Below are 26070 nucleotides of genomic sequence, written 5' to 3' on the forward strand. Positions count from 1 at the left end.
CAGGGCCGCTCCAGGTCGGCGCCGCCTGCCCGTGGGTGGCCCCGCTGGGGTGGTGTCGGCCGAGCTGGGGCCCGGTCTGCCGGGCAGGGCGCTGGAGATGCCGGCACGCACGCGGCGGCTCGGTTGTGGGGCGGCGCCGGCCGAACGGGCGCCGGGCGGTAGGACAGAACCGCACCGGTTCGGCGCCGAGCCGCCGGTCGGGGCCGCGTACCTGCCGCCCGGCCGCGCAGGTGGCGCTCGCCGGACCGGAGACCGGCCGCGGCGCAGGGCCGATCCCCTCGCAGCCGAGTGGGCGGGCCGGGCAGTCCCTCCGGTCCGCGTGCGCGCACACGCGCCGCCCTGGCGCGGCCGGCGGTCACCGGACCGAGGACCGAGGGCCGGTCGGGGCGGGATCCGATCCACTGCCCCGATCGGCCGTCGACCCGACCCCCGCAGGAGGGTGGAGTCGGCACACGGAGGGGCGGTGTCAGCACGCGGCGAGGGCGGTGTCAGACCCCCGTGCCACACTCCGTCCCATGTCTCCTGACGCCCCGGACGCCCCCGGCTCCTTCGCGTCCTCCGGTGCCGCTCCGGACCCGTCGGCCTCCCTCGCGGGCGGCGGTCCTCTCGCCGCGCTCACTCTCGACCGGTGGCGCTCCTTCGAGGTCGCCACCGCGTGGCGCGTCGCTCGTGAGGCGGCCGGTCTGGTCGGGGGCCGACTGGTCGGCGTCGAGGCTGTCGAGCACCTCGGAGAGCCGTCGCACCGGGTGCGGATCGAGCGGGACGGGCAGGAGTTCGCGCTGATACCCGGCGGCCGGGTGACCCTCGGCTTCGACCCGGAGACCTGGCGCCCGACGCCCGAGCAGACCGCCGACTACGCGGCCAGCCGGGAAGAGGGGTTCGGATACGGCGCCGATCTGCGGGAGTACCTCGCGCGGGTGCTCAGCCCCCGCCGCACCGTCGTCCTGCCCACAGTGCTCATGGCGGTCGAGGGAGAGCGACTGACCGAAGCACCCGCCGACATGCCGGCCGTCCTCGCGGCGCGCGGACTGCGCATGCCCACCTCCGACGAGTGGGAGCACGCCTGCGGCGCCGGGGCCGGCACCCTGTTCCGGTGGGGCGACGAGTGCCCCCTCGACCGCGTCCCGTACGGGGACCACACCGGCCCGCACAACGAGCCCAACGCCTTCGGCCTGCGGATCGCCCACGACACCTACAGCACCGAACTCACCAGCGACACCAGGGAAGTTCGCGGTGGTGACGGCGGCGAGTCGGTCTGCGGCGGGTACGGTCACCTGCTGGCCTGGCTGCCGCTGGCCACCGCCCACACCCACCCCGACACGGCCGAGTTCGTGTACGGCGAGGACGGTGAAGGCCTCTACGACGACTTCACCGTCCGCCCCGTCCTCGCACTCCGCACAACCTGACGTCTCACGCGTCTCAGCCGGCGTTCCGGATCGCCGAGATGTCGAAGGTCAGCTTGATCTTGTCCGACACCAGGACGCCGCCCGTCTCCAGCGCGGCGTTCCAGGTGAGGCCCCACTCGGAGCGCAGGATCTCCGCCTTGCCCTCGAACCCGACGCGCTCGTTGCCGAAGGGGTCCTTGGCCGCCCCGTTGAACTCCAGGTCGATGGTGAGCGGCTTGGTCGTGCCGAGGATGGAGAGGTCACCGGTGATGCGGTAGTCGTCCCCGCCGAGGGCGACCGCCTCGGTGGAGCGGAAGGTCATCGTCGGGAACTCCTCCGTCCTGAAGAAGTCCGCGCTCTTCAGGTGACCGTCACGGTCGGCGTTGCCGGTGTCGATGCTGTCCATCTTGACGTCGATGGAGGCCGTGGACCGGGACGGGTCCGAGCCGTCCAGGTGCAGGCTGCCGGAGAAGTCGAGGAAGCCGCCCTTGACGTTGGTGACCATGGCGTGGCGGGCCGTGAAGCCGATCGTGGTGTGGGACGCGTCGATCGTGTAGTCACCGGTCAGCGCGGCCAGTCCGGGGTTCACCGCGGAGGTGGTCGCCGTGGCGGTGGCGGTCTCGGTGGTCGTGTTGTTGCGGCCGAAGATGCCCATGACGTGTCTCCTCGAGTGATGTTGTTCAACGTTCAATGAACCGAACACGCCCTACCGTAGACCCATTCCGTTCAACATTCAACCTTGTCATCTGTGTGATCGACACGTCACACACCGTTGATCCCGCGCGGACGGAATGGTAGACGCCATGGGCATGACCCCCACCCGCCGGAACGTCCTGCTCCTCGCCGCGACCCTGGCGGCGGCGCCCACCCCCACCGCGTACGCCGCCGACCGGTCCGCCGCCGACCGGTCCGCGGCCGACGACGACGACGAGTACGACACCCTGCGCCGCCGCTGGCTGACCATCGCACTCGGCGCCGGATACGACCCCACCGCCGAGCCCTACGCCACCCGCCTGCGCGAGACCGGCGACCTCGCCCACGCCTTCCGCGCGGCCATGGCACCCACCGCGGACTCCCTCTGGCCCGGCCACCGCTTCGACCCGCCCGCGGGAATCACCCAGAGCTACAGCCGTCTGTGGACGATGGCCCAGGCCTACGCGCAGCCGGGCACCGGCTCCACCGGCGACGCCGGCCTCCTCGCCGACATCCTGCGCGGCCTCGACCACCTCACCGCGACCGTCTACCACCCCTCCACCACCCGCTACGGCAACTGGTGGGAGTGGCAGATCGGCAGCCCCCGCCTCCTGCTGGACATCGTGGCCGCCCTGTACGCCGAACTCACGCCCGCCCGGCGGGCCGACGCCTGCGCGGCGGTCGACCACTTCATCCCCGACGCGCTGCTCCGCGAGTACACCGGCACCTCCACCGGCGCCAACCGCGTCGACCTCTGCCGCTCGGTGGCCCTGCGCGGCATCCTCGGCCGCGCCCCCGAGAAGATCGCCCTGGCCCGGGACGCCCTCTCGCCGGTCTTCCCGTACGTCACCCGGGGGGACGGGCTGTACGCCGACGGTTCGTTCGTGCAGCACACCTGGGTCGCCTACTCGGGGACGTACGGACAGGTCATGCTCGACGGACTGGGCAGGCTCTTCGCGCTGCTGGCCGGGTCGGCCTGGGAGGTGACCGACCCGAACCGGCAGATCGTCCTCGACGGTGTGGAGCGGGCGTACGCGCCGCTCATCCACGACGGACTGGTGATGGACAGTGTCAACGGCCGTGCCATCAGCCGGGGTTACCTCAAGGGCGACGACCGGCACATCATGCGCGGCGACCACTTCCACGGCCAGGGGATCATCGCCGCGATCGCGCTGCTCGCGCTCGGCGCCACCACCGCGGAGCGCGAACGGTGGCACGGGCGGATCAAGGGGTGGATCGCCCGCGACACGGTCACCCCGATCCTGACCGCGAGACAGTTCGGCGTCGCGGACCTGGCCCGGCTGCACGCCGTCGCCGCGTCCCCGGTCGCCGCCGCGCCCGAACCCGTCGGCCACCGTCTCTTCCCCGCCATGGACCGGGCCGTCCACCGCCGTCCGGGCTTCGTGGTGAACATCGCCATGGCCTCCGACCGCATCGCCCACTACGAGTGCGGCAACGGCGAGAACCCGCGCGGCTGGCACACGGGCGCGGGGGCCACCCTCTGGTGGGCCGCCGGGCACAGCGACCAGTACACGGACTGGTTCTGGCCCACCGTCGACTGGTACCGCCTCCCCGGCACCACCGTCTCCACCAAACGGCTCGCCGACCGGGAGGGCGGTGAGTGGGGCGCGCCGAAGCCCGCCGCACGGTGGGTCGGCGGCACCACGGACGGCGAGTACGCGGCGATCGGCCAGCACCTCAAGGGGCTCGGCTCCACGCTGGAGGCGCGCAAGTCGTGGTTCTGCCTCGCGGACGCCGTGCTCTGCCTCGGGGCGGGGATCACCTGCGCGGACGGGGTGCCGGTGGAGACGGTGGTCGACAACCGGAATTTGGGTGGGGGCGGCGGTACGGCTCACCCGCCGCTCGTACGCGGCCGGCTCTGGGCACACCTGGAGGGCCACGGCGGCTGGGTCTTCGCGGACCCGGCGGCGGGCGGCCCCGGCAGCCTGACCGGACTGCCCGTCCTGCGCACCCTCGGAGAGGACCGCACCGGCGCCTGGTCCGACATCAACACCGGCGGTACGACCGAGCGCCGCACCCGTCGCTGGCAGACCCTCTGGCTGGACCACGGCACCGATCCGGTGAACGCCGGCTACGCCTATCTGCTCATGCCCGGGGCGTCCCGCCACGCCGTCGAGGCCCGTGCCGCCGACCGGCGCTGGTTGTCGATCCTCGCCAACGACAGCGCCTGCCAGGCGGTTCACGTCCCCTCGCTCGGGCTGATCGGCGCCACCTTCTGGCACCCCGGTACGGTGGGCCCGCTGACCGCCTCCGCCGGGGCGAGCGTGCTGATCCGCCGCCGGGGCGGGACCGCTACCCTCTGCGTGAGCGAACCACCGCGCACGGGCGAGCCGCTGGAGATCATCTGGCGTGGTCCGGTGCGCGGGGTGACCGGGGCGGACGAATCCGTCGAGGTGCTGGAGTCGGTGCCCGGTCGGCTACGGCTGCGCATCGCCCCCGGCACGGCCTGCGCCACCCACACCTGTGAGCTGTCTCTCCGCTGAGGGCGCCGACACCGCTTTGTGAGACCCCTACAAGCCCCACACCCCCTGAGCAGTCGATTCGCCTGCATGCCGACGAGGTTCTGTTCAGGGGTACCAGGAAAACACGCCGGAGACTGTACGGAGTCGACGGACCGCTTTCCTCGCCCGGCTTCGTATGGTCGCTACATGACCGTTTTGGATGAGGCACCGGGTGAGCCGACGGACGCGCGCGGGCGAGTGGCCGAACTGCACGAGATCCGTGCCCAGGCTCTGGCCGGCCCCAGCGAGAAGGCGACCGAGGCGCAGCACGCCAAGGGCAAGCTGACCTCCCGGGAGCGCATCGAGCTGCTGCTGGACCCGGGCTCCTTCAACGAGGTCGAGCAGCTGCGGCGGCACCGGGCCACCGGATTCGGTCTGGAGGCCAAGAAGCCGTACACCGACGGTGTGATCACCGGGTGGGGCACGGTGGAGGGCCGTACGGTCTTCGTCTACGCCCACGACTTCCGTATCTTCGGCGGCGCGCTGGGCGAGGCCCACGCCACGAAGATCCACAAGATCATGGACATGGCCATCGCGGCCGGAGCCCCGCTGGTCTCGCTCAACGACGGCGCGGGCGCCCGTATCCAGGAGGGCGTCTCCGCCCTCGCCGGGTACGGCGGCATCTTCCAGCGCAACACCCGGGCCTCCGGTGTCATCCCGCAGATCAGTGTGATGCTCGGCCCCTGCGCGGGCGGCGCGGCCTACAGCCCCGCCCTCACCGACTTCGTCTTCATGGTCCGCGAGACGTCCCAGATGTTCATCACCGGCCCGGACGTCGTCAAGGCGGTCACCGGCGAGGAGATCACGCAGAACGGCCTCGGCGGCGCGGACGTGCACGCCGAGACGAGCGGTGTGGCCCACTTCGCCTACGACGACGAGGAGACGTGCATCGCCGAGGTGCGCTACCTCCTGTCGATGCTCCCGCAGAACAACCGCGAGAACCCGCCGCGCGTGGAGGTCTCCGACGCGGCCGACCGCCGCAGCGACGTCCTGCTCGACCTGGTCCCGGCCGACGGCAACCGGCCGTACGACATGACCAAGGTGATCGAGGAGATCGTCGACGACGGCGACTACCTGGAGGTCCACGAGCGCTGGGCCCGCAACATCATCTGCGCCCTCGGGCGGCTCGACGGCCAGGTGGTCGGCATCGTCGCCAACCAGCCGCAGTCCCTCGCGGGCGTCCTGGACATCGAGGCCTCGGAAAAAGCTGCGCGCTTTGTCCAGATGTGCGACGCTTTTAACATCCCGATCATCACGCTGCTGGATGTGCCCGGGTTCCTCCCGGGCGTCGACCAGGAGCACGGCGGAATCATCCGCCACGGCGCCAAGCTGTTGTACGCGTACTGCAACGCGACCGTGCCCCGGATCTCCCTGATCCTGCGCAAGGCGTACGGAGGTGCCTACATCGTCATGGACAGCCAGTCCATCGGCGCCGACCTCACGTACGCCTGGCCGACCAACGAGATCGCCGTCATGGGCGCCGAAGGTGCCGCCAACGTCATCTTCCGCCGTCAGATCGCCGAGGCCGAGGACCCCGAGGCGATGCGGGTCCGCATGGTCAAGGAGTACAAGGCCGAACTGATGCACCCGTACTACGCGGCCGAACGCGGCCTCGTCGACGACGTGATCGACCCCGCGGACACCCGCGCGGTCCTCATCCGCTCCCTCGCGATGCTCCACACCAAGCACGCGGACCTGCCGTCCCGCAAGCACGGCAACCCGCCGCAGTAACCCGCCCGTTCCCTCGCGGTACCCCTGCGGAAACCTCATCCACGGAGACTGACTTCCATGAAGCTGCCTGATATTCGCGTCGAGAAGGGCCACGCCGAGCCCGAGGAAGTGGCCGCGATCACCGCGCTGCTCCTGGCCCGTGCCGCCGCGCAGCCCACCGAGGCCACCCCGGTCCACCGGGGCCGCCTCCGTGCGGGCTGGCGCCGCCTGGAGCGCGAGCCCGGCTTCCGGGCGCCGCACAGCTGGCGCTGAGCGGATCCGTCCGCCGGACCTCAGGAGGGCCGGAACCCGTCGCGGGTTCCGGCCCTCCGGCGTTCCCTTCTCGTCCGCCGGTCAGACGAGGGCGACGATCCCCCAGATGATCAGCCCGAGCACCAGGAGCACGACGAGGAGCGTGCCGCAGGCGGCGGCCAGGACGAAGAGGTCGTCGTTCCCGGACGAGGAGCCGACGCCCGCCTTCGGCGGTGGCGAGCCGGGCGCTTGGCCGGGCTTCGGCGGCGGTGGCGCGGAGGCCGGTGGCGGTGTCGGGGTCGGTGGCGGTGGCGGTGTGGGGGGCGCCGCCGAGGGCCGGGGTCGGGTGGACGTGGACGCGGTCGGGGAGGTGGGCGGGGTCGTCGGCGTGGCGGTTCGGGAAGGCGCGCCGCTGGAGGGCGGGGGGCCGGAGGGTGCCGGGCGGGACGGGCCGGCGGTGCGAGCGGAGCCGGTACGGGGAGGCGCGGTGCCGGAGGGAGTGGTGCCCGAGGGAGTGGTGCGGGACCGTCCGGCGGGGGACGACACGGGTCGTGACATCGAGGCGGACGCGGTCGCCGAGGCCGACGCGGACGCGGCCCCCGCCCCGCCCGCCCGGCCGGGCGAACGCGTGAACGGGTCGGTCCGCCCCTCCACGAGCCGGCGGCACCACGGACACGCGTCGAGATGGCCGCCGTAGGAGTGCGCCGGAACCCGGACGCACCGGGTGATGTCCTCCCGGACGTCGTCGAGCGCGGCCAGCCACGCCGCCGAGCTCGGCCGGCGGGCCGGCTCGCGCAGCCCCGGCCCGAACGTGGCCTTCGCCAGCCGCAGCACCTTGGGCGGCACCACCTCGGCCGACAGCAGATGCGCGGGCACCACCACACGGTCGGGATGCACCAGGAACGAGGTCCCGCTGAGGATGTTGTCCTTGCGCGTGGACTCCTCGGAGCCGTACTTCGGGGCGCCGTCGAAGGGGTGGTTCCCGGCGGTGACCAACTGGTAGACGAGGACCGCGAGGGCGAAGTCGTCCGAGTGCCGGGTCGGCTGGGTGCCGTCGTAGCGCTCGGGGCAGGCGTAGTCGTCCGTGAACGCGTCGGAGCCGAACTCCTCGTCCGTCAGGGCGTCCCTGAACGCGAACGAGTCGCAGTCGAGCAGGGTGATGTAACCGCTGCGGTCCGCGACCGCGTTCGCGCTGGACAGGTCGCCCACGACGAACCCCTCGACATGCAGCCGGGCCGTCATGTACGCCAGGTTCGCGGCCACCCCGACCAGGAACTTCCAGTCGGTGGCCCCGTCGAGGCGGAGCCGCACCTGCTTCTGGAGCAGACCCTTGAGCGGCGTCTGCGCCGACGGCTCCAGCCGGGGCATCCCGTAACCGACCGGCCGGCCACCGGACTCGACGAGATCCGTCGGCCACGCCAGCAGCGGCGGCTGGTCCGGCTGCAGTTCCTCCTCCGCCAGCGGGGCCGCCCGCAGCATCGCCGTGAGCCGCCGTAACTGCTCCTCGCCCGGGGCGCGTTTGTAGATCTTGGCGGCGAGGTCGGGGCGCTCGCGCAACGCCCACACGTCGCCGTAACCGCCCTCCCCGAGCGGCTGTCCCTCGCGGGTGACCGGCGTACCGTCGCCGAGGGTCAGTTCGGCGGTGTCGTCCACGCCGTCGCCGTGGTCATGGCCGCTGTTGTCGTCGCTGCCGTCGTTCTTTCTCATGTCCGGACCGCCCACAGAAGAGTCTTGTCGTCGCCGGTCACCCGGGTGATCTGGTCCGAGGCCAGGAAGGAGGACAGCCACCGCTCCTCCTCGGCGTGGTCGTACGCGGGGTCGCCGAGCCGTGCGAAGAGGTGACCCACGAACGCGTCGTGCGGCAGGGGCGGGCCGGCCGGGGTGCGTTTCAGCAGTGCGTTGGTCAGCCCGTCGGTGGACAGCAGGACCCCGTCGACGCCGGCATCCCGCACACAGTCCACCCGGAGGTGTTCCTGCGCCCCGGGCGAGCCGACGAACACCGTCTCGTTGGCGTACTCGCTGCGGACGTGGGGGCGGGGCAGCAGGTGGTACGAGCCCGGGGCGCCGCCGGTGCGCAACAGCACCAGGCCGTCGCCGATGGACAGTTGCCCGAGCCAGCCCTCGGCGACGACCGCCACCGTCAGCGTCGTCGCGTACGGACCGGGGTCCGCGCCGCACCAGCTCAGGAAGGCGCTCCGGACCTGGTGGAAGGCTTCGGTCAGGCCGCCCTTGCGGGCGTGGACGTCCGGGAGGTCCGCCCAGGGGGTCGCCACCGTGGCGAACGCGTGCATCGCGAGGGTCACGACCTGCCGGGACCCCTCCTGCGAACAGGCGGCGCTGCCCGCCCCGTCCGCCACCGCCAGCACCAGACCCGTGGGGGTCTGCCGGTGGTCCAGGGCGTCCTGGCACGGCAGCCGTTCCTGGAGGTGCCGGTAGCCGATCACACTCGTGCCGTGCACCCGCCAGTTGGCGGCGGCGGCGCTCACGCGGGCACCTGCCCGCCGCCGCGACGGCTCTTGAGCCGGGCGAAGATCTCCTGGAACTCCGCCTCCGCGGCACCGCCCTGGGCCGCGCGGGCGCTGTGCGACATGGCGGCGAGCAGTTCCTTGAACGGGAACCCGTCCAACCAGGCGTGGTAGCTGGGCGCGAGCTCCTGCAGGACTGCCTCCGCGCCGCTGTGCCGTTCCCCGACGCCCACCGCGAACAGGCGGAAGCGGCGCTCCTCCTCGGCCTTGCGCAGCTCGGGCAGCAGATCGCGGTAGGCGTGCGAGAACTGGCCGCGTTCGTTGCTGGGGTAGCCGTCCGTGACCACGCAGATCTGCGGGCGGTAGTAGGTCAGTCCCGAAGTGCGCAGCCCCGCCTTGTAGTCCGCGACCACCTCCATCGCCAGGCGCAGGGCCCGGTCCAGGAGGGTCACCCCGTGGGCGCGCAGCTGGGGCGGACGGAACTCGTGGGCCGGGACGAACGGACTGTGCGGCCACACCGGCGCGGTCGTGCCGAGCGGGATGTCGCCCTGCCACACGGTGATGTTCTCCGGGCCGCCGAACGTGATCACGGCTACGTCGACCGCCGCGCTGAGGGCCATGTCGTCCACCAGGCTCTCGGCCCATGAGGCCAGCGCCGTGTTGAGGGAGGTGATGGCGCCCTTGGCGGCGAGCGAGCTGGAGGCGTCCAGGCAGAGCAACAGCGGCAGCCGTTGGGCGCTGTCGAACTCGAAACCCGTGTAGGGAACGGGGAGCTGGGTCTCTTCGGAACCAGGAATGTGGGTCACGGCTTCTCCGTGGTGCTGTGGGAAGAACAGGACGTTGTGCGAAAGAGGGATGGGGCGGACGCGGCGGACGGGCGTGCCGCGAGGCTCGGTGGCCGGTGGGGGAGGGGTCAGCGGAGCGGGCGGGCGTCCAGGACCGGAGGGTCGGACGGTGGTGCCGCGCCTGCGGTGGTGGAAGGGGATGTGGCTGCGGCTGTCGTCGTGACCGTGATGCGTACGGGACTGCCGGGCTGGGGGAACGCGTCGGTCGGACCGTGCCAGTGGGCTCGGCGCAGGACGCCCTCCCACTCGACGTACCCCTGCGGACGCAGCCAGGTGACCGCGGTCGCGATCCTGGTGCCCGAACCGAGGTAGAGCGTGTCCAGTCCGTCGCCGCCGGCGTCGTCCCGCACCGGGGACGGGGAGACGGCGGGATGGGGGGCGCCGATCGGGGTGGGCGGGGTGTGGGGTTCCGGCTGGTCGGCGGCACGGGTCGGACCGGGACCGGTCGGCCGGGGCAGAGCGTGCTCGTCGGGGTCGGGAGGGCTGTGCGAGGCGGACGGGTCGACGTGACCGGGCGGCTCGTCCGCGTCGGGGGGCGCCGAAGCCGTAGGCGGGGCGGAGGGATGGGGTCGCATCGGGGCGCTGGGAGGCGTCGGAGAATGCGGTGACGCCGCAGGGCGGGGCGATACCGGGGACTGGGGCTGCGCCGAGGGCCCGTGCGGCGCCGAGAACCTTGACGACGGCGATGACCCGGGCGACTGCGACGACCCGGGAGGTACGGAAGGCTCCGGGGACCTCGGCGACCTGGGGCGCGGCGGGGTGGCCGTCGGGGAGTGTTCCGGGGGTTCGGTCGGAGCCCGGTGGTCGGGCGGCGCGACGGACGACGTGTACGGACTCTCGCGCGAGGTGAGGCCGGGCTGGGTCGGATCGCCGGAACGGCTTCCGTGCCGCCCGGGGAGACCATCGGGACCGTCGGCTTCGCCCACCTCCTCACGCTCGCCGAACCGCCCGGACTCCCTGCGCTGCGAGGGCCGGCTGCCGCGTGCGGGTTCCCGGCGCGGCTCGGCTTCCTGACGTCGCTCGGGCCTGCCGGGGGTGGCGGGTTCACCCCGTCGCCGGGGCTCGCCGCCGCGTGCGGGTTCCCCGCGTCGCTCGGCCTCCTGGTGTCCTTCGGGCTTGTCGGGGTGTCCGGGTTCGCCGCGCCGTCGGGGCTCGCCGCCGCGTGCGGGTTCCCCGTGCCGCTGGGCTTCGCCGCGTCGCAGGGGCCCGCCGTGGTTCTCGGGTCCGCCGCCCTGTGCGGGTTCCCCGCGTCGCTCGGCTTCCTGACGTCGCTCGGGCCTGCCGGGGGTGTGGGGTTCGCCGCGTCGCCGGGGCTCGCTGCCCTGTGCGGGGTTTCCGCGTCGGTCGGCTTCCCGGTGCCCTTCGGGCCTGAGGGGGTTCCCGGGTTCGCCGCGCCGCTGAGGCTCGCTGCCCCGTGCGGGTTCCCCGCGTCGCTCGGGTCCGGCGCGTCGCTCGGCTTCCTCGCGTCGCGCGGGCCGGGCCTGGTCGGCTTCCCCGCGTCGCTCGGCTTCCCCGCCCCGACCGGGCCTGCCGTACCACCCAGGCTCGCCAAGAGGTCCGGGTTCGGTGCGCTGCTCAGCTTCTCGGCGCCCTCCCGGCTCGCCGAGCCTGCCGGATACCTCGCGTCGCTCGGCTGCACCGCGTCGCTCGGGCTCACCGAGAAGCCCGGGCAGGCCGGACCTCTTGAACACACCGAACCTCCCGGACGCACGGCGCCTCCTGGACTCATTGCGTCGCTCGGGATCGCTGTGCCTGCCGAAGGCACGACGCCCGTCGCGCCCCTCGGACTTCCCGCGCCGGGCGATCGCTCCGCGCCCCTCGGACCCCCCGCCCTCGTCGGACGCCCCGCGCCCCTCGGCACCCCCACGCTCGTCCAACGCTCCGCGCCCGCCGGACCCCCCACGCTGATCGAGCACGCCCCGCCCCCCGCCCTTTGCGGAGACCTCGTGGGCCCAATGCCCCAGCGCGGCGCCCGCCCTCTCCAGCAGTCGGCCGGGGAGGGCGAGCAGCCGGCGCACATCCGTGCTCAGGCGGCGGCCGGTCGTCCCCCGGGCCGGGCGTCCCGGGCGGCGGACACGGTCGGACGTGGCCGACGAACCGTGGGCGCTGTCGCCCCCGCGCCTGTTCCTCCGGCTCCCGCGCCGCCCGCCCGCACGCTCTCCCCCGGGCTCGCCCCGCCGCCTTTCCCCGCGCCCATCAGAGTTCCTGGGGTCGCCCTTCTCCCCCTCCTCGTACTCGGTGTCGAAGTCGCCAGGGCGGCCGTCCCCGGACTCTTCCCGCAGGTCCCGCTGCGGGCGTGGGTGCCCGCCCGGGGAGCTGTGGCCGCCGGGTCGGCGGGAGGGGCGGGCGCGTGTGACCCAGATGAGTGCCGTCCCCACCGTGATCAGTGCCACCAGCACGGCCCAGAGCGTGTGGAACACGAGTTGCACCGGATCACCCCCGCGCCGCGAGGTCATCGGCGCCGCGCAGCGTGTGTCCCAGGTCCCGGCACTCCGCGAGCAGCCGGGTCGCCCGTTCCAGCACGGTGTCCAGCGTCGCGTCGAAGCCGGCCGGGGTCATGTGCGAGGTCAGGGGGAGCGTCGACACCGCGGAGAGCAGGGGCAGTTCGGTGCGGTCGTACCCGAGTACGGCCGTGGGGGTCACTTCGCGCGCGTTCCACGCCGTCGCCGCCGCGGCGGTCGACGCGACCCGGTCGGGCGGCACGAGGGTGCCGTCCGTGACGATCACCACCACCCACCCGCCGGCCTGGTTGAAGTCCACGACGAGCGCCGGCCCGGGACGCCCCTGCGGGGTGGTGATGTCGACGCCGAGCGCGCCGTGCTCGGCGGTGACGCGGGCGCCGCGTCGGCGGGCCCAGGTGCGGGCCAGTGCCTCCCAGCCGTCGCGCAGCGGGACGAGGGGATCAGCGGTCATGGTGCGCGAGTGCCTTCCGGATGAGTGCCTGGGTCAGTCCTGCGTCCAGCAGCCGGACGGCGGCGGGCCGCAGCGCACAGCCGCCGCCCGGCTCCGGCGGCCCGGGCACATGGCACCGGTGCGGCGGCCCGGGCACCGGGCGTGGCTGCCGGCCGTCCCGTGAGGGCGCCCGCTGCGGCCGGGTCGGGGTGTCCGCCAGTGCCGCCAGGCCGGCCATGACCTCCAGCGGGGTGGGCCGGGTCAGGGGCGCGTAGGAGAGGCAGGCGGTGATCAGCGGGGCGAGGGCCGCGGGCATGCCGCCCAGGTCTGGCCGGACGGCGCCGAGGATCCGCCGGTCGGCCTCCCGGCCGGTGCCGTACGGGGGCCGTCCGGTCGCCGCGAAGGTCAGGACCGCCCCGAGGGCGAAGATGTCGACCGCGGGCGTGGGCGAATGGCCCGTGAGCTGCTCGGGGGCCATGTAGCCGGAGGTGCCGAGGACGGTGCCCGGCGCGGTGAGGCCGCCGGCCGCGGCGGCCGACCGGGCGATGCCGAAGTCGATGAGGCGGGGCTCGTCGCCCTCCAGGACGATGTTGCCGGGCTTGAGGTCGCGGTGGATCACCCCGCGCTCGTGCACGGTGACGAGCGCCTCGGCGAGCATCAGACCGAACCGCTGGACGAGCCCGGCGGAGAGCGGCCCCCGTTCGTGGACCCGCACGGCCAGAGTGGGCCCGTCGACATAGCGGGTGGCCAGCCACAGCGGGGGAGTGCCGGTCTCGGCGTCGTACACCGGCACGGTGTAGGGGCAGTTCACCTCGCGCAGCGCTGCCACCTCGCGCGCGAACCGCAGTCGTATCTCGCCCTGTTCGGCGAGGTCCTCACGGATGACCTTGACCGCCAGCCGCTGCCCGGCGGGAGTGCGGCACAGATAGACCGTGCCCATGCCCCCGCTGCCGAGCCGGCCGACGACCGTGTACCGCCCCACCCGTGCCGTACCGCCAGGCCAGTCCATGTGTCCCCCGAGCGTCCCGGCGCCGACAGCCGTCCCCCTGACCTGTCGTCGCGCCGCAGGTCGCTCAACGTACCCGAAGGCACACGCTCGGTGGGTGGATTTGCTGTTAGTACGACAAAAGCCGCGTTCTCCCGGATCGACGGGGGGACGCGGCTTTCGGCGCGAGGACCGCGGGGGCGGCTTCCTACCGGAGGCGGGCCATGAGGGCGTGCTCGACGAGCGTGATCAGCGCCGATTTGGCGTCCGACCGGTGGCGGGCGTCCGTCGTGATGATCGGGGTGTCGGGCCCGATCTGCAGCGCCTCGCGCACCTCGTCCGGGTTGTACGGCTGCTGACCGTCGAAGCCGTTGAGGGCGATGACGAAGGGGAGGCCGCTGTTCTCGAAGTAGTCGACGGCGGGGAAGCAGTCGGCGAGGCGGCGGGTGTCGACGAGGACGATGGCGCCGATGGCGCCGCGGACGAGGTCGTCCCACATGAACCAGAAGCGGTCCTGTCCGGGGGTGCCGAACAGGTACAGGATCAGGTCCTGGTCGAGGGTGATGCGGCCGAAGTCCATGGCGACCGTGGTGGTCGTCTTGTCCCCGGTGTGGGTGAGGTCGTCGATGCCCGCGGACGCGGACGTCATGACGGCCTCGGTACGCAGCGGGTTGATCTCCGAGACGGCCCCGACGAACGTGGTCTTGCCCACGCCGAAGCCACCCGCCACCACGATCTTCGCGGACGTGGTGGAGCGGGAAGGCCCTCCGCTAGAGCTTGCGAAGTCCACTGAGCACCCTTTCGAGCAAAGTCACAGCTGGCTGGCCGCCGGCGCTTTCGTCGCCGCCGGGCTGATGAATGGCGACCAGGCCCGCCTCCGCCAAGTCGGCGACGAGGATCCTGGCCACGCCGAGAGGGATCGTCAGGAGGGCCGAGATCTCGGCCACCGACTTGATCTCCCGGCAGAGGTTGCAGATCCGCTGATGCTCGGGCAACTGGCCCTGCATCTGATGCGGCTGCGCGGTGGTGTGCACCAGCGCCTCGATGGCGAGCTGGTAGCGCGGCCTGGTGCGGCCGCCTGTCATGGCGTACGGGCGCACCAGGGGGTTGTGCGCCGCCCCTGCGGGCGACGGCTCAGGGGTGCGGCGCTGCGGCTGCACGGGCTGGATGCGCGGCGCCGGCGGCTGGTCGTACGGCGAGGGGCCGGGGCCCTGCGGTGCGTACGGCTGCTGGCGGCTCGGTGCGGAGGGGAAGTTGTACCGATTCTGGTCACCCTGGCCCGGCCCCTGGCCAGGGTAGGACCAGTTGCCCGACGATGAACCGCCTGGGGGTGTTGCCACGTTCTCTCCTCCTCCGACTGTGCTGGCATCCATGGCTCATTGGAAGCCGCGTCCCGAAACCTTACGGCCCCGGGACGCCAAAACGCACCGTCTGACTGTTAGTTGAGCAGGCTGCCCTGGAGCTCCGCACGAAGATCGGGCGTCAGGACCGTACCGGCACGGTCCACCAGAAGGGCCATCTCGTACCCGATGAGACCGATGTCGGCTTCCGGATGTGCGAGAACGGCGAGCGAGGAACCGTCGGAAACGGACATGATGAACAGGAATCCCCGCTCCATCTCCACAACCGTCTGATTGACGCTGCCACCTTCGAAGATGCGGGAGGCACCCGCGGTCAGAGAGGTCAGACCCGACGCGACGGCCGCCAGCTGGTCGGCACGGTCGCGCGGGAACCCTTCGGACATCGCCAGAAGGAGTCCGTCGGCGGAGACCACCACCGTGTGCGACACCCCGGGGGTGTTGTCCACGAAATTGGTGATCAACCAGTTCAGGTTCTGCGCCGCCTGGCTCATCGGGCTCACACTAACGCTCCTGGTTGTAGGTGCTGTCAGGCCCACTGTGGTGATTCCTAGTGGCCTGGCCGTTCGTTTCACTGCTTGCGTTGCGCCCACGCTGGACACCCCGGCGCAGGTTGCTCAGCCTGCCCCGGACGTCCTCGGGAGCGCGGGAGATCTGTGGACCTCCCTGCGGGGTCGTCTGGGCGGCGCCCTCGACCAGGTTGGCCTTGGGCACCCGCCGCGGCAGGCCGGAGGAGGTGACCCCGCCCGCCTTGGGCTTCTTCAGCTGGGAGGCCTGCTGCCAGCGCGCGTCGTTGTCCGAGCGCCAGTCGCCGTTCGGTCCCCCGGCCGTCGGCTGGTCCTGGGCCACTTCCTGCCGTCCGTTCACGGCGCCCGCGCTCGTGCCGCCCATGCTCGCGGTGGATCCGCGGCGGGGCAGGCCGGCGTCGGTCAGCGCGTGGCCGGCGGAGGGGGTGGGTCCCGGACGGTCGAAGCCTACGCGGTCCGGCTCCTTCACGTCAGCGGCCTGCGAAGATTCCGGTTCCGGAGCGTACTCGGAGCGGTACGAGCTCTGGTAGTCCTGCTGCTGCGGCCAGTCGTCCTGATAGGACTGCTCGTCGAAGCCGGCGTACGACTCCGGGGCGCTCGCGGCGGCTGCCGTGTGCTCCTCCTGGACGGACTCCGCATAGGAGGGCTCGGGGTAACCGCCGGTAGCGGAGAACGTGTCGTTCCCGCCCGGCATGTGCCCGTTGCCGTTCGCCATGCCGTTGCCGCCCTGGCCGAAGTACGCCTCGTCGTACGACGGCTGCTGCGGCTCCTCGTACGCCGTCTGCTGGTCGAACGACCGCTGCGGGTCCACGTAGGCCGTCGCGCCGTTGTCGTAGGACGGCTCGGGGGACTGGAAGTCGTCGCCGTAGTGCGGCGTCTGGCCCGGGGGCAGCTGAGGGCTCTGGTGCGCCTGCGACTCCAGGGCCGCACGGCGCTCCTCGCGTATCAGCGAGCGGCCCACGGGGTCCAGGTCGCGCAGGTCGTCCGGGACCTCGTAGCGGCTGTCGTCGAAGCCCAGCTCGGCGGCGGTCCGCATCGGGGCCACGGCCGGCTGCTGGAAGGCGTGCTGCTGCTCCGGGATGATCTGCGAGACCGTGAACTGGTCGGCCGCCGGCTGCTGCTCGCCACCGCCACCGTGGGTGATGACGTCGGGGAGCATGACCAGCGAGGTCGTCCCGGCCTGCTCGCCCGAGGGGCGGAGCTGGACGCGGATGCCGTGCCGGTCGGACAGCCTGCCGACCACGAACAGACCCATGCGCTGCGAGATCGCGGCGTCCACGGTCGGCGGGTTGGCCAGCTTGTGGTTGATGTCCGCGAAGTCCTCGGCGGTGAGGCCGATGCCCTTGTCGTGGATCTCGATCATCACGCGGCCGTCGGGGAGACGGGTCGCGGTGACGCGGACCTTGGTCTGCGGGGAGGAGAACGTGGTGGCGTTCTCCAGCAGCTCGGCGAGCAGGTGCACGAGGTCGGTCACGGCACGGCCGTGGATCTCGGCCTCCGGGACGCCGGACAGCTCGATGCGCTCGTACTGCTCCACCTCGGAGGAGGCGGCGCGCAGCACGTCGATCAGCGGGACCGGCTGGTCCCAGCGGCGGCCGGGCTCCTCGCCGGCGAGGACCAGGAGGTTCTCGCCGTTGCGGCGCATACGGGTGGCCAGGTGGTCCAGCTTGAAGAGGTTCTCCAGCTGGTCCGGGTCGGCCTCGTTGTTCTCCAGGTCGGTGATGAGGGTCAGCTGGCCCTCGATCAGCGACTGGTTGCGGCGCGAGAGGTTGGTGAAGATCGCGTTGATGTTGCCCCGCAGGAGGGCCTGCTCGGCGGCGAGCCGGACGGCCTCACGGTGGACCTGGTCGAAGGCGCGCGCGACCTCGCCGATCTCGTCCGTGCTGTTGATGGGGATCGGCGCGACGCGGGTGTCGACGCGGCCGGGGTCGGTGCGCGAGAGCTGGTCGACCAGCATCGGCAGACGCTGCTCGGCGATGCCGAAGGCGGCGTTGCGCAGCTGGCGCATCGAGCGGCTCATCTGGCGGGCCATGATCCCGGCGATGATGAACGCGGCGAGCAGGGCGACGATGACGATGGCGCCGTTGATGTAGGCGTCGCGCTGGGCGTCGGAGGCGATCTGTCCGGCCTCGGCCACCGCGCGGTTGATCAGCTCGGTCTCGACCTCGCTGTAGCCCTCGAACTTCAGCGTCGAGGCCGCCATCCAGTTCTGGTAGGTGACGCCCTGCTTGGCGAGGTCCTCGGTGGAGGCGCCGCTGCCGATCGCCTGGATCATCTTCAGCATGGTGTCCGGCGGCGGGACGTAGTTCTTGTCCTTGGCCGCGGCCTCGGCGGCCTGCTTCTTGCCCTCTTCGGTCTTCTGCGCCATGACCGATTCCAGGCGCGCGGCGTCGGCCTCGGTACCGCCGGAGACGTACTCCTGTACGGCGATGTTCTCCAGGTACGCGTACGAGGTGAACGCGGTGACCTGCTGGCGGAAGACCTTCTCGTCCTCGCTGCGCCGGACCAGCAGGTGGGTGCCGATCGAGCGCTGCAGAGAGGCGGCGCCCTTGGCGAGCGTGACCGCGTAGACCGTACGGCCGTACGCGGTGATGTTGCCGGTACCGAGTCCGAGCTCGTTGGAGAACTCCGCCAGGAGGTGCTCGACGGTGACGTAGCCCTCTTCGGTCTGGACCGGGTCGGCGGCCCGGGTGAAGGCGGTCTGCCGGAGCTTCTCCAGCGCCGGCTCGGCCTCCTCCACCAGACGCAGCCGGCGCTCCAGGCCCTGCCCGGACGGCATTCCGACGACCTCCGCGTGGAAGGCGTCGGCCTTCTCGTCGGTGAAGGCGCGGGCGTCCTTGACGACCTCGCTGTCGCGGTCGCCGTCCAGCAGCGGCTGGGCGGAGATGTCGCGCTCGTTGAGCAGCGCCTCGGCGTAGACACCGGCGGCGGATACGATCTTGGCCACCTTCTCGGCGTCCCGTGCTTCCTGCCAGGTGTCGATCGAGTTTTTCACCTGGAAGCCGCCCATGACCAGGCCGACCAGCACGGGTATGAGGAGGATCGCGTTCAGGCGAGTGGGTACCCGCCAGTTACGGGGGGAGAGACGGCTTCCGCTGGGCGCGGGAGCTGCCGTCGGCTCCGGTCCGGTCACTTGTGCGGCTGCCGCTCCGCGCGGCGGCGGGGTGAAGTTGCCCCGCGCCGACGGCTCGGGACCTTTCTTGCTTCGCCTCACTCGACCAACAACCTCTCGGCGCCGGCACCTACGTCGTGCCGTGGGTGACTCCACGCCCTAGTACGTCTTTGACTAATGGGCAGTTCAGGCATTCCAGCATGTCGTGGAGCGAGTTTCCAAACGGGACGAATCGGAGCACCCGACCCGCTCGCACGTCGGAGAAACGGGCAAATGGAGCGAGCTCCACCAAATGGTGGAGCTCTCGTGAGCGTAGCGATATGAGTCGTGTGCGAGCTGTAGTGACGCGCCTTTCGCTTCTCTGTCGAAACGTTATATACGTCAAGGCTCTGATGTACACGACCTTTGCTGCGCTCAAGCTGCAGCGCCAGTCCAGGCTACTCGGGATGGGTGCAGGAGTGCTTGGAGATGCTCGCTGGAAGGCTCGTGCTGCCTCCGTCAGCCGCAGTGCTTGCCGTAGAAGCCGCCCCTGTAGTCATATCCGTCATCTATGAGGCCCAATGCGTCGATGCAGGCGCCGGGTGCGGAGACGTATACAGGCCCGGCGTAGTACGTGAAGTCGCCGCCTTGTCCGATCCAGGTGGTAGTGCCGGACTTCCTTATGTCCACCTCAAGTCGGCTCGTCTTTCCCTGGTGAGTGGAAGATGGGTACACCACGGCACAGTTTTTGCCTGTGCTTGAACTGTAGTAAATGTCCAGGTATCCGCCAGGGTTCGTTGCCTGTGCCCAGCTGGACGTTATGGAGTAATGCCCCACTCTTGAGTAGCTTGATCCACAAGCGGTGGAGTGGGTGGCTGCCTCGGCTGTGGGCATTGTGGCCAGCGTGACCAATGTGAAAGAGGCGAACGTGACTGCGACTCTCTTCAAGATCACGGATATTCCAATCTAAGGTCTTTGATGTTGGGCGATTGATCCGGATACGCGTCAGCGCAGCCGTGCCATGAGGGCGTGCTCGACAAGGGTGATCAGCGCCGATTTGGCGTCCGACCGGTGGCGGGCGTCCGTCGTGATGATCGGCGTGTCCGGTCCGATCTGGAGCGCCTCGCGTACCTCGTCCGGCGTGTAGGGCTGGTGCCCCTCGAAGCCGTTGAGGGCGATGACGAAGGGGAGGCCGCTGTTCTCGAAGTAGTCGACGGCGGGGAAGCAGTCGGCGAGGCGGCGGGTGTCGACGAGGACGATGGCGCCGATGGCGCCGCGGACGAGGTCGTCCCACATGAACCAGAAGCGGTCCTGTCCGGGGGTGCCGAACAGGTACAGGATCAGGTCCTGGTCGAGGGTGATGCGGCCGAAGTCCATGGCGACCGTGGTGGTCGTCTTGTCCCCGGTGTGGGTGAGGTCGTCGATGCCCGCGGACGCGGACGTCATGACGGCCTCGGTACGCAGCGGGTTGATCTCCGAGACGGCCCCGACGAACGTGGTCTTGCCCACGCCGAAGCCACCCGCCACCACGATCTTCGCCGAGGTGGTGGCCCGCCCCGATTCAGAGCTTCCGAAGTCCACTGAGAACCCTTTCCAGCAGAGTCACGTCCGGGGCACCGCCGGCGTTCTCGTCGCCACCGGGCTGGTGGATCGCGACGAGTCCGGCCTCGGCGAGGTCCGCGACAAGGATCCGTGCCACACCGAGCGGCATGGACAGCAGGGCCGACACCTCGGCCACCGACTTCACCTCGCGGCACAGGTGGCAGATCCGCTGGTGCTCGGGGAGCAGTCCCGTCAGGTGCGCGGGGTCTGCCGTCGTGCTGATCAGCGCCTCGAGGGCGAGCTGGTAACGCGGCCGCGTCCGGCCACCGGTCATGGCGTACGGCCGAACCAGAGGCTGGTCGCCCTCGTCTCCGTACGGCTCTGCGTACGGATCGTGAGGAGCGGTGGGCGGGGTCATTGATCCTCCGAGCGGGACAGCATGTCGGTCAGTCGTGCCGTCTGACGGGGGCCGGTGGGGGGACTGTGTCGGCCTGACGGTGATGTGGTGAGGTCTGTGGATCCGCAGGCGTCAGTGGAGCAGACTGCCTTGGAGTTCGGCGCGCAGATCGGGCGTGAGCACGGCGCCCGCGCGGTCGACGAGCAGCGCCATCTCGTAACCGACCAGGCCGATGTCGCACTCGGGGTGGGCGAGTACGGCCAGGGACGATCCGTCGGAGACGGACATCAGGAACAGGAAGCCGCGTTCCATCTCGACCACCGTCTGGGCCACGTCCCCGCCCTCGAAGATCCGGGACGCCCCGGCCGTGAGCGAGGTGAGTCCGGAGGCGACGGCCGCGAGCTGATCGGCACGGTCGCGCGGGAAGCCCTCCGACATCGCCAGAAGAAGACCGTCGGCGGACACGACGACGGTGTGGGACACCCCGGGGGTGTTGTCCACGAAGTTGGTGATCAACCAGTTGAGGTTCTGTGCCGCTTGGCTCATCTGGCTCAACTAACGCTCCTGCTGGTGAGTGGGGCTCGGGAAGCTGCCGGTCTGGCCGTTGCCGGCCTGTCGACCCTGCGCGATGCCCCGACGGAGATTGGTCAGCCGGCCGCGTACGTCGTCAGGCGAACGCGAGACCTGCGGACCGGTTTGGTGCTGTTGCTGCTGAGCCGTGCCCGGCACGAGGTTCGCACGCGGGACCCGGCGCGGCAGGCCGGAGGTGGTGACCCCGCCCGCCGAAGGCTGTCGGGCACGTTCGGCCTGGCGGACCAGGTCGTCGTTGGGCGTGCTGCGCCAGCTGGTGGAAGCGGGCGCGGCGGGGCTCGCCGGACGCTGAGGAGCGACCGGAGTCTGGGGAGCGGGGGCGACAGGCTGCTGCGGCGCGGAACCGTTGCTCTGCTGTCCCTGCTGCTGGCCGTTCTGACCGTTCTGGCCGCCCTGACCGTGGAACCAGTTGGTCTCCAGCGTGTCGTAGAGCGGGGTACGGCCGTCCATCGGACCCGTCGCCGGGGGCAGTGCCTCCGGCTCCTGCGGGCGCGCCGGACGCTGCGGCGGCACCGGGGGACGCTGCGGCGGCACCGGCGGGCGGGGCGCGTTGAAGCCCTCCCCGTTGACCTGCGGCCGCTCGAACTGGCCGGTGTCCTGGGAGTTCTGCCGGCCCGGCGCGTCGTACCGCCCGGGGCCCTGGCCGTTCTGCCGGCCGGGAGCGCCGAACTGGCCGGTGCCCTGCGGGTTCTGCCTACCCGGCGCCGGGAACTGGCCCGTGCCGGAGCCGTCGTAGCCCGTCGCGGCGAACTGGCCGGTGGACGACGGGTCCTGCGAGCCACCCCGGGACGGACCGGTGGGCGCCGGCGGAGCACCGGCCCCGCCGTAGACGTCGGAGCGGACGTAGGAGCCGGTGCCGTCCTGCGCGGGCGTGCCCGCGCCGGGGCGACGGCTGTCGAAGTCGGCACCCGGGTCGCGCGGGAAGTCCGTGGGCGAGCCCGGAGCCTGGCCGGGGCCGACGCGCGGCATCGGCGCGGTGACGTCCGGCTGCTCCTCGTGGCCGCGCGGGGCGTCCAGCGAGGCGCGCGGTACCGGAGGCTGCGCGTTGTCGTCGCTCCAGCTGGGCGTCCGCGACGGGGCGTTGCCCCCGGGCAGCTCGGCGCGCGGACCACCGCGGCCGGGCAGCTGCGGACGGCGCCTGCCGGAACGTTCCTTGCCCTGCTTGGGCGGTACGGCGCCCGGACCGCCGTCGGCCGGGCCGGGCCGGGACGCACCGGCGTCACCGGGACCGCCGGCCGGGCGCAGGCCCGAGCCGGTCGGGAAGCCGCCCTGGCGTCCGGAGTCGTCGAAGCTCTCGAAGCCGTTCGGGCCACCGGTCCCGGCGGCCTGGAGGCCCTGCGGGGCACCGGGTGCCTGACCGCCGCCGAACGCACCGCCGCCGCCGAACCCGCCGGCACCGGCGCCCGCCGGAGGCCGGCCGCCCTGCGGGGGCACCGGCGGACCACCCTGGGGACCTCGCGGGCCACCGGGGTTGCCGAGACCGCCCGGACCACTGGGGTTGCCGGGCAGTGCGGCCCGCGGGCCCTGGCCCGCGCCGACCTGCCCACGCTGGGGGGCACCACCGAGGAGGCCACCACCGGCGGAGGGGCCGCCGAGCGGCGGACCCGACTGGTTGCCGGCCTGGCGACGCGCGGCGGCGGCACCGGCCGCGGCCTGTGCGGCGGCCGGACCACCGGTGGAGGGAGCACCCTGGCCGGGCTTGCCCGGGGTGGGCTTCTTGTTGCCCTGTGCCACGTCGACGGGAAGCATGACGAGCGCGGTCGTACCGCCCGAGTCGGACGGGCGCAGCTGGATACGGATGCCGTGGCGCTGCGACAGCCGGCCGACCACGAACAGACCCATGCGGCGGGAGACCGAGACGTCCACGGTGGGCGGCGAGGCGAGGCGCTCGTTGATCGCCGCGAGGTCCTCGGGGGAGAGGCCGATACCCGTGTCGTGGATCTCGATCAGCACCCGGCCGTCGGGCAGGGCGTGACCGGTGACCTTGACCTTGGTCTGCGGCGAGGAGAAGGAGGTGGCGTTCTCCAGCAGCTCGGCGAGCAGGTGCACGAGGTCGTTGACCACACGGCCGGCGACCTCGGTCGTCGGCACGGAGGACAGTTCGATGCGCTCGTACTGCTCCACCTCGGAGGCTGCGGCGCGGAGCACGTCGACCAGCGGGACCGGGCGGGTCCAGCGGCGGCCGGGCTCCTCACCGGCGAGCACGAGGAGGTTCTCACCGTTACGGCGCATGCGGGTGGCGAGGTGGTCGAGCTTGAACAGGGAGGACAGCTGGTCCGGGTCGGCCTCGCGCGACTCCAGTTCGGAGATGAGCGACAGCTGACGCTGGATGAGGCCCTGGGAGCGGCGCGAGAGGTTGGTGAACATCGCGTTGACGTTGCCCCGCAGGAGGGCCTGCTCGGCGGCGAGGCGGACGGCCTCGCGGTGCACGTCGTCGAAGGCCGCGGCCACCTGGCCGATCTCGTCCCGGGAGTGCACACCGACGGACTCGACGGAGGTGTCGACGTCCTGCGGGTCCGACTCCGACAGCTGCTTGACCAGCTCGGGCAGCCGGTCCTGGGCGACCTTGGTCGCGGTGTCCTGCAGCCGGCGCAGCGAGCGGATCATGGACCGGGCCACGACGAACGCGCCGACCAGGGAGACACCGAGGACGAGGAGGATCAGCGCACCGGAGATGATCGCCTCTTGCTCCGCGTCGGCGCGGAGGTTGCGGGCGGTCTGTTCCATCTCCTCGAGGAGCGAGCCCTCGATCTTCTTCATCTGCTCGATCTTGGCCGCGGAGTCGTCGGTCCAGTCCTTGTACGAGCGCTTGTCCTGCCCGCCCAGACCGCCCGCGCTGGCGAGGACCCGGTCCGCGTAGACGTCGGAGGCCTCGATGGTGGGGCTCGCGTCGTCGATCGGCTTGGTCACGTTCTCGGCGCCGGTGCCGTAGATGTCCGAGAACGTGCTGCGGTCGGACTCCTCGTTGGCCAGCGCCGCGTTGGCGTACAGCCGGTCGTTCTCGGAGAGCCGGCCGGCCTTGTCGTCGGTCTCGGGCAGGGCCGCCGCGATGACCGCGCGCTGCACGGACGCGTACTCCTTCGCGGAGGAGAACGCAGCCAGGGCACGGGTCCGCTTGATCATGTCCGGGTTGCTGGTGGCCTCGGCCATGTCCGTGGACAGCTCCAGCAGCTGGTCGATCAGGCGGTGGTAGGCCTCGACCGTCTGCGTGGAGTTCTTGGGGTCCACGTAGGCGTTCTTGCGGATGCTGCTCAGGTTGTAGAGCTCGCGCACGACCCGGACGAGGCTGTCGCGCACACCGGGCATCTTCTCGGTGGTGTTCGCGGTCTCGGCGGCCTGGGTCGCGTCCGTGAACTGGACGCGGGCCAGGTCCGTCTTGTCGCGGGCGCCCTTGACCGTGTAGTCGCCGGCGTTCACACCGTGCGCGAGGGGACCGGCGGATTCGTCCCGCTCGTTCTGGAGCGCGGTGGCGAGCTCGGTCGCCTGCTTGGTCATGTCCGTGAGCAGCCGCATGTTGTCGAGCTGCTGGATGTCGTCCACGTTGTCGCCGATGCGCAGGGCACCGAGCGAGGTCGCCGCCACCACGGGGAGCGCGAGCAGCGAGACCAGACGGGTGGAGATGCGCCAGTTGCGCAGGGCTATTCGGGAGCCGCTCGTGGCCCCGCCGTTGGTACCGCCCGTGGATTTCCCGGAGGGCTGGGGAGCAACTGACGCGCCGTGGCGCCCGGAGCGCTCCCCGCCGTCGCCGATCTCCGCCGGACCCGGGTTCTGGGCGTGCTGGGGGGAGGAACCGTTACCGGTTCCGTTGTGTGGCTCCGGCTCCGCCGAAGCGCTGCCATCCCTCTTGAAACGTCCCTGCACTAGCGTCGCAACCTCTGGACCAGGCGCCCCACCGCGTGAACGGCGGGACGGTGTCGGCGTCTTCGGGGGCGCCCTGAATACGTCCCCAATTGGTGGTCGTGAGTGACCGGCGCTGGCTCCCCCTCCCACCGCCGCCAGGCGCTGTTTCTTCTGCGCCCCTGCGCGCCGGCACGATCCTGCGGCGGTCCGTGGAATTCCAGCACAGTGCCGGATCTCCAACAAGGCCAATGGGTAACGGTCTGTTCACTGTGACAGCATGTGAGGAGCGCGTCACCGGGCGTGGAAGGTGTTTGCGTTCATAGCGGACATACCCGTGCGATCTCATGGTGCGAACAGGGTGTCCCAGTCGCCATGATCAGGAGCGGAATGGGTGCTTCAGGTGAGTTATGCCCGTTTCGCGAAGGTGCATCGATGACCTGAATTGACCGTTTTGCCCATGACTGAGTGAGCAAACTCACACGCCGATCATGCCTTCTTCACGACTTGACCCGGGAATCGGATGTTTAGCCTGACGCTTTACAGGGATGGCGAATCCGACAACCCGCGCTTGTGGGACGGCCCTTGCGGTCCGCCCGGCGCCCGCACATGACGAGGTCCAGGACAACAGTGAAGACGACGACGATGTTCCGCAACATAGCCAACCCCCGGCGCACGACGCTGGCCCACCTCGCCGACGCCGAGGACCTGCGCACGCCGGAGCAGGAGCACTCCGTCGACCTCCCCTCCCAGACCGCCAACCCCCGCCGGACGGTCCTGATGACGGTCCCGGTCCAGGCGGCGGAGTAGTTGCAAGCTCAAGTACGCGCGGAATCCGCCCACCGCTCAACGGGGTTCCGGTGAAGATTTCCCGGAGTCCTGTGTGGACTCCCGCGCGTACGCATGGCGAAGGGGGCGCCGCGCCCGGCCGGGGGCCGGCGGCCGGCCGGGGCGGGGGGCGGCCGCGGCGGCCGCCCC

At 71.6% G+C, this 26070-nt stretch carries 21 protein-coding genes; 5 read left to right on the forward strand and 16 right to left on the reverse strand.

Going from position 1 to position 26070, the window contains the following annotated elements:
* The first annotated feature begins 515 nt into the window (after window positions 1-515).
* Entirely contained in the window at window positions 516-1406 is an 891-nt protein-coding gene (locus tag ACWCRJ_RS34215; protein ID WP_450942940.1) for a hypothetical protein, read from the forward strand.
* A gap of 13 nt (window positions 1407-1419) precedes the next feature.
* On the opposite strand, the gene ACWCRJ_RS34220 is transcribed toward ACWCRJ_RS34215, so the two are convergent.
* Entirely contained in the window at window positions 1420-2040 is a 621-nt protein-coding gene (locus ACWCRJ_RS34220) for a YceI family protein (RefSeq protein WP_450942941.1), read from the reverse strand.
* Window positions 2041-2188: 148 nt separating this feature from the next.
* Between ACWCRJ_RS34220 and ACWCRJ_RS34225 the strand changes: the two genes are divergently transcribed.
* The 3 genes from ACWCRJ_RS34225 to ACWCRJ_RS34235 all read left to right on the forward strand — a co-directional run bounded on the left by ACWCRJ_RS34225 (window position 2189) and on the right by ACWCRJ_RS34235 (window position 6583).
* Window positions 2189-4582, forward strand: coding sequence for a polysaccharide lyase 8 family protein (locus ACWCRJ_RS34225; RefSeq protein WP_450942942.1), 2394 nt, complete (start codon window positions 2189-2191; stop codon window positions 4580-4582).
* A 165-nt stretch (window positions 4583-4747) separates the two neighbouring features.
* On the forward strand, window positions 4748-6331 hold the full coding sequence (locus ACWCRJ_RS34230; RefSeq protein WP_450942943.1) for an acyl-CoA carboxylase subunit beta: 1584 nt from the start codon (window positions 4748-4750) through the stop codon (window positions 6329-6331).
* 57 nt (window positions 6332-6388) lie between these two features.
* Complete coding sequence (locus ACWCRJ_RS34235) at window positions 6389-6583, forward strand: acyl-CoA carboxylase epsilon subunit (RefSeq protein ID WP_046916136.1); 195 nt, start codon at window positions 6389-6391, stop codon at window positions 6581-6583.
* An 81-nt stretch (window positions 6584-6664) separates the two neighbouring features.
* On the opposite strand, the gene ACWCRJ_RS34240 is transcribed toward ACWCRJ_RS34235, so the two are convergent.
* The 15 genes from ACWCRJ_RS34240 to ACWCRJ_RS34310 form a co-directional block, all read right to left on the reverse strand.
* Window positions 6665-8269, reverse strand: coding sequence for a hypothetical protein (locus ACWCRJ_RS34240; RefSeq protein WP_450942944.1), 1605 nt, complete (start codon window positions 8267-8269; stop codon window positions 6665-6667).
* Window positions 8266-9048, reverse strand: coding sequence for a PP2C family serine/threonine-protein phosphatase (locus tag ACWCRJ_RS34245; RefSeq protein WP_450942945.1), 783 nt, complete (start codon window positions 9046-9048; stop codon window positions 8266-8268). Before ACWCRJ_RS34245 ends, ACWCRJ_RS34240 begins: the two co-directional genes overlap by 4 nt.
* Window positions 9045-9833 (reverse strand): vWA domain-containing protein, encoded by a 789-nt coding sequence (locus tag ACWCRJ_RS34250; RefSeq protein ID WP_450942946.1) that lies wholly within the window; start codon window positions 9831-9833, stop codon window positions 9045-9047. The genes ACWCRJ_RS34245 and ACWCRJ_RS34250 overlap by 4 nt, the downstream gene beginning before the upstream one ends.
* A gap of 107 nt (window positions 9834-9940) precedes the next feature.
* Entirely contained in the window at window positions 9941-10447 is a 507-nt protein-coding gene (locus ACWCRJ_RS34255) for a hypothetical protein (RefSeq protein ID WP_450942947.1), read from the reverse strand.
* A gap of 1858 nt (window positions 10448-12305) precedes the next feature.
* Window positions 12306-12785 (reverse strand): hypothetical protein, encoded by a 480-nt coding sequence (locus tag ACWCRJ_RS34260; RefSeq protein ID WP_450942948.1) that lies wholly within the window; start codon window positions 12783-12785, stop codon window positions 12306-12308.
* Window positions 12775-13773: a serine/threonine-protein kinase gene (locus ACWCRJ_RS34265; RefSeq protein WP_450942949.1), complete on the reverse strand. Its 999-nt coding sequence runs from the start codon at window positions 13771-13773 to the stop codon at window positions 12775-12777. The genes ACWCRJ_RS34260 and ACWCRJ_RS34265 overlap by 11 nt, the downstream gene beginning before the upstream one ends.
* A gap of 184 nt (window positions 13774-13957) precedes the next feature.
* Window positions 13958-14539 (reverse strand): GTP-binding protein, encoded by a 582-nt coding sequence (locus tag ACWCRJ_RS34270; RefSeq protein ID WP_013000463.1) that lies wholly within the window; start codon window positions 14537-14539, stop codon window positions 13958-13960.
* Window positions 14520-15089, reverse strand: coding sequence for a DUF742 domain-containing protein (locus ACWCRJ_RS34275; RefSeq protein WP_046704326.1), 570 nt, complete (start codon window positions 15087-15089; stop codon window positions 14520-14522). The genes ACWCRJ_RS34270 and ACWCRJ_RS34275 overlap by 20 nt, the downstream gene beginning before the upstream one ends.
* 98 nt (window positions 15090-15187) lie before the next feature.
* On the reverse strand, window positions 15188-15601 hold the full coding sequence (locus ACWCRJ_RS34280; RefSeq protein ID WP_005479603.1) for a roadblock/LC7 domain-containing protein: 414 nt from the start codon (window positions 15599-15601) through the stop codon (window positions 15188-15190).
* A gap of 10 nt (window positions 15602-15611) precedes the next feature.
* Window positions 15612-18848: a nitrate- and nitrite sensing domain-containing protein gene (locus ACWCRJ_RS34285; protein WP_450942950.1), complete on the reverse strand. Its 3237-nt coding sequence runs from the start codon at window positions 18846-18848 to the stop codon at window positions 15612-15614.
* 396 nt (window positions 18849-19244) lie between these two features.
* Entirely contained in the window at window positions 19245-19679 is a 435-nt protein-coding gene (locus ACWCRJ_RS34290) for a hypothetical protein (RefSeq protein WP_450942951.1), read from the reverse strand.
* Between the two features lie 51 nt (window positions 19680-19730).
* The gene (locus ACWCRJ_RS34295) at window positions 19731-20306 is read right to left on the reverse strand and encodes a GTP-binding protein (RefSeq protein ID WP_020114072.1); all 576 of its coding nucleotides are present in this window, start codon (window positions 20304-20306) and stop codon (window positions 19731-19733) included.
* The gene (locus ACWCRJ_RS34300) at window positions 20287-20685 is read right to left on the reverse strand and encodes a DUF742 domain-containing protein (RefSeq protein ID WP_037695902.1); all 399 of its coding nucleotides are present in this window, start codon (window positions 20683-20685) and stop codon (window positions 20287-20289) included. Before ACWCRJ_RS34300 ends, ACWCRJ_RS34295 begins: the two co-directional genes overlap by 20 nt.
* A 111-nt stretch (window positions 20686-20796) precedes the next feature.
* A complete protein-coding gene (locus tag ACWCRJ_RS34305) occupies window positions 20797-21210 on the reverse strand; it encodes a roadblock/LC7 domain-containing protein (RefSeq protein WP_005479910.1) in 414 nt (137 codons plus the stop codon).
* A gap of 9 nt (window positions 21211-21219) precedes the next feature.
* Window positions 21220-25116, reverse strand: coding sequence for a nitrate- and nitrite sensing domain-containing protein (locus tag ACWCRJ_RS34310; protein WP_450942952.1), 3897 nt, complete (start codon window positions 25114-25116; stop codon window positions 21220-21222).
* A gap of 606 nt (window positions 25117-25722) precedes the next feature.
* Between ACWCRJ_RS34310 and ACWCRJ_RS34315 the strand changes: the two genes are divergently transcribed.
* The gene (locus tag ACWCRJ_RS34315) at window positions 25723-25902 is read left to right on the forward strand and encodes a hypothetical protein (protein ID WP_005479907.1); all 180 of its coding nucleotides are present in this window, start codon (window positions 25723-25725) and stop codon (window positions 25900-25902) included.
* Window positions 25903-26070 lie beyond the last annotated feature (168 nt).

It is taken from the genome of Streptomyces sp. NPDC002324, assembly GCF_053593335.1.

Bases quoted from the DNA above. Each gene is read 5' to 3' on its own strand.
- ACWCRJ_RS34305 (WP_005479910.1), bottom strand. From the start codon at position 21,210: ATGAGCCAAGCGGCACAGAACCTCAACTGGTTGATCACCAACTTCGTG.
- ACWCRJ_RS34240 (WP_450942944.1), bottom strand. From the start codon at position 8,269: ATGAGAAAGAACGACGGCAGCGACGACAACAGCGGCCATGACCACGGC.
- ACWCRJ_RS34235 (WP_046916136.1), top strand. From the start codon at position 6,389: ATGAAGCTGCCTGATATTCGCGTCGAGAAGGGCCACGCCGAGCCCGAG.
- ACWCRJ_RS34300 (WP_037695902.1), bottom strand. From the start codon at position 20,685: ATGACCCCGCCCACCGCTCCTCACGATCCGTACGCAGAGCCGTACGGA.
- ACWCRJ_RS34230 (WP_450942943.1), top strand. From the start codon at position 4,748: ATGACCGTTTTGGATGAGGCACCGGGTGAGCCGACGGACGCGCGCGGG.
- ACWCRJ_RS34265 (WP_450942949.1), bottom strand. From the start codon at position 13,773: ATGGACTGGCCTGGCGGTACGGCACGGGTGGGGCGGTACACGGTCGTC.
- ACWCRJ_RS34220 (WP_450942941.1), bottom strand. From the start codon at position 2,040: ATGGGCATCTTCGGCCGCAACAACACGACCACCGAGACCGCCACCGCC.
- ACWCRJ_RS34255 (WP_450942947.1), bottom strand. From the start codon at position 10,447: ATGCGACCCCATCCCTCCGCCCCGCCTACGGCTTCGGCGCCCCCCGAC.
- ACWCRJ_RS34280 (WP_005479603.1), bottom strand. From the start codon at position 15,601: ATGAGCCAGGCGGCGCAGAACCTGAACTGGTTGATCACCAATTTCGTG.
- ACWCRJ_RS34260 (WP_450942948.1), bottom strand. From the start codon at position 12,785: ATGACCGCTGATCCCCTCGTCCCGCTGCGCGACGGCTGGGAGGCACTG.
- ACWCRJ_RS34225 (WP_450942942.1), top strand. From the start codon at position 2,189: ATGGGCATGACCCCCACCCGCCGGAACGTCCTGCTCCTCGCCGCGACC.
- ACWCRJ_RS34215 (WP_450942940.1), top strand. From the start codon at position 516: ATGTCTCCTGACGCCCCGGACGCCCCCGGCTCCTTCGCGTCCTCCGGT.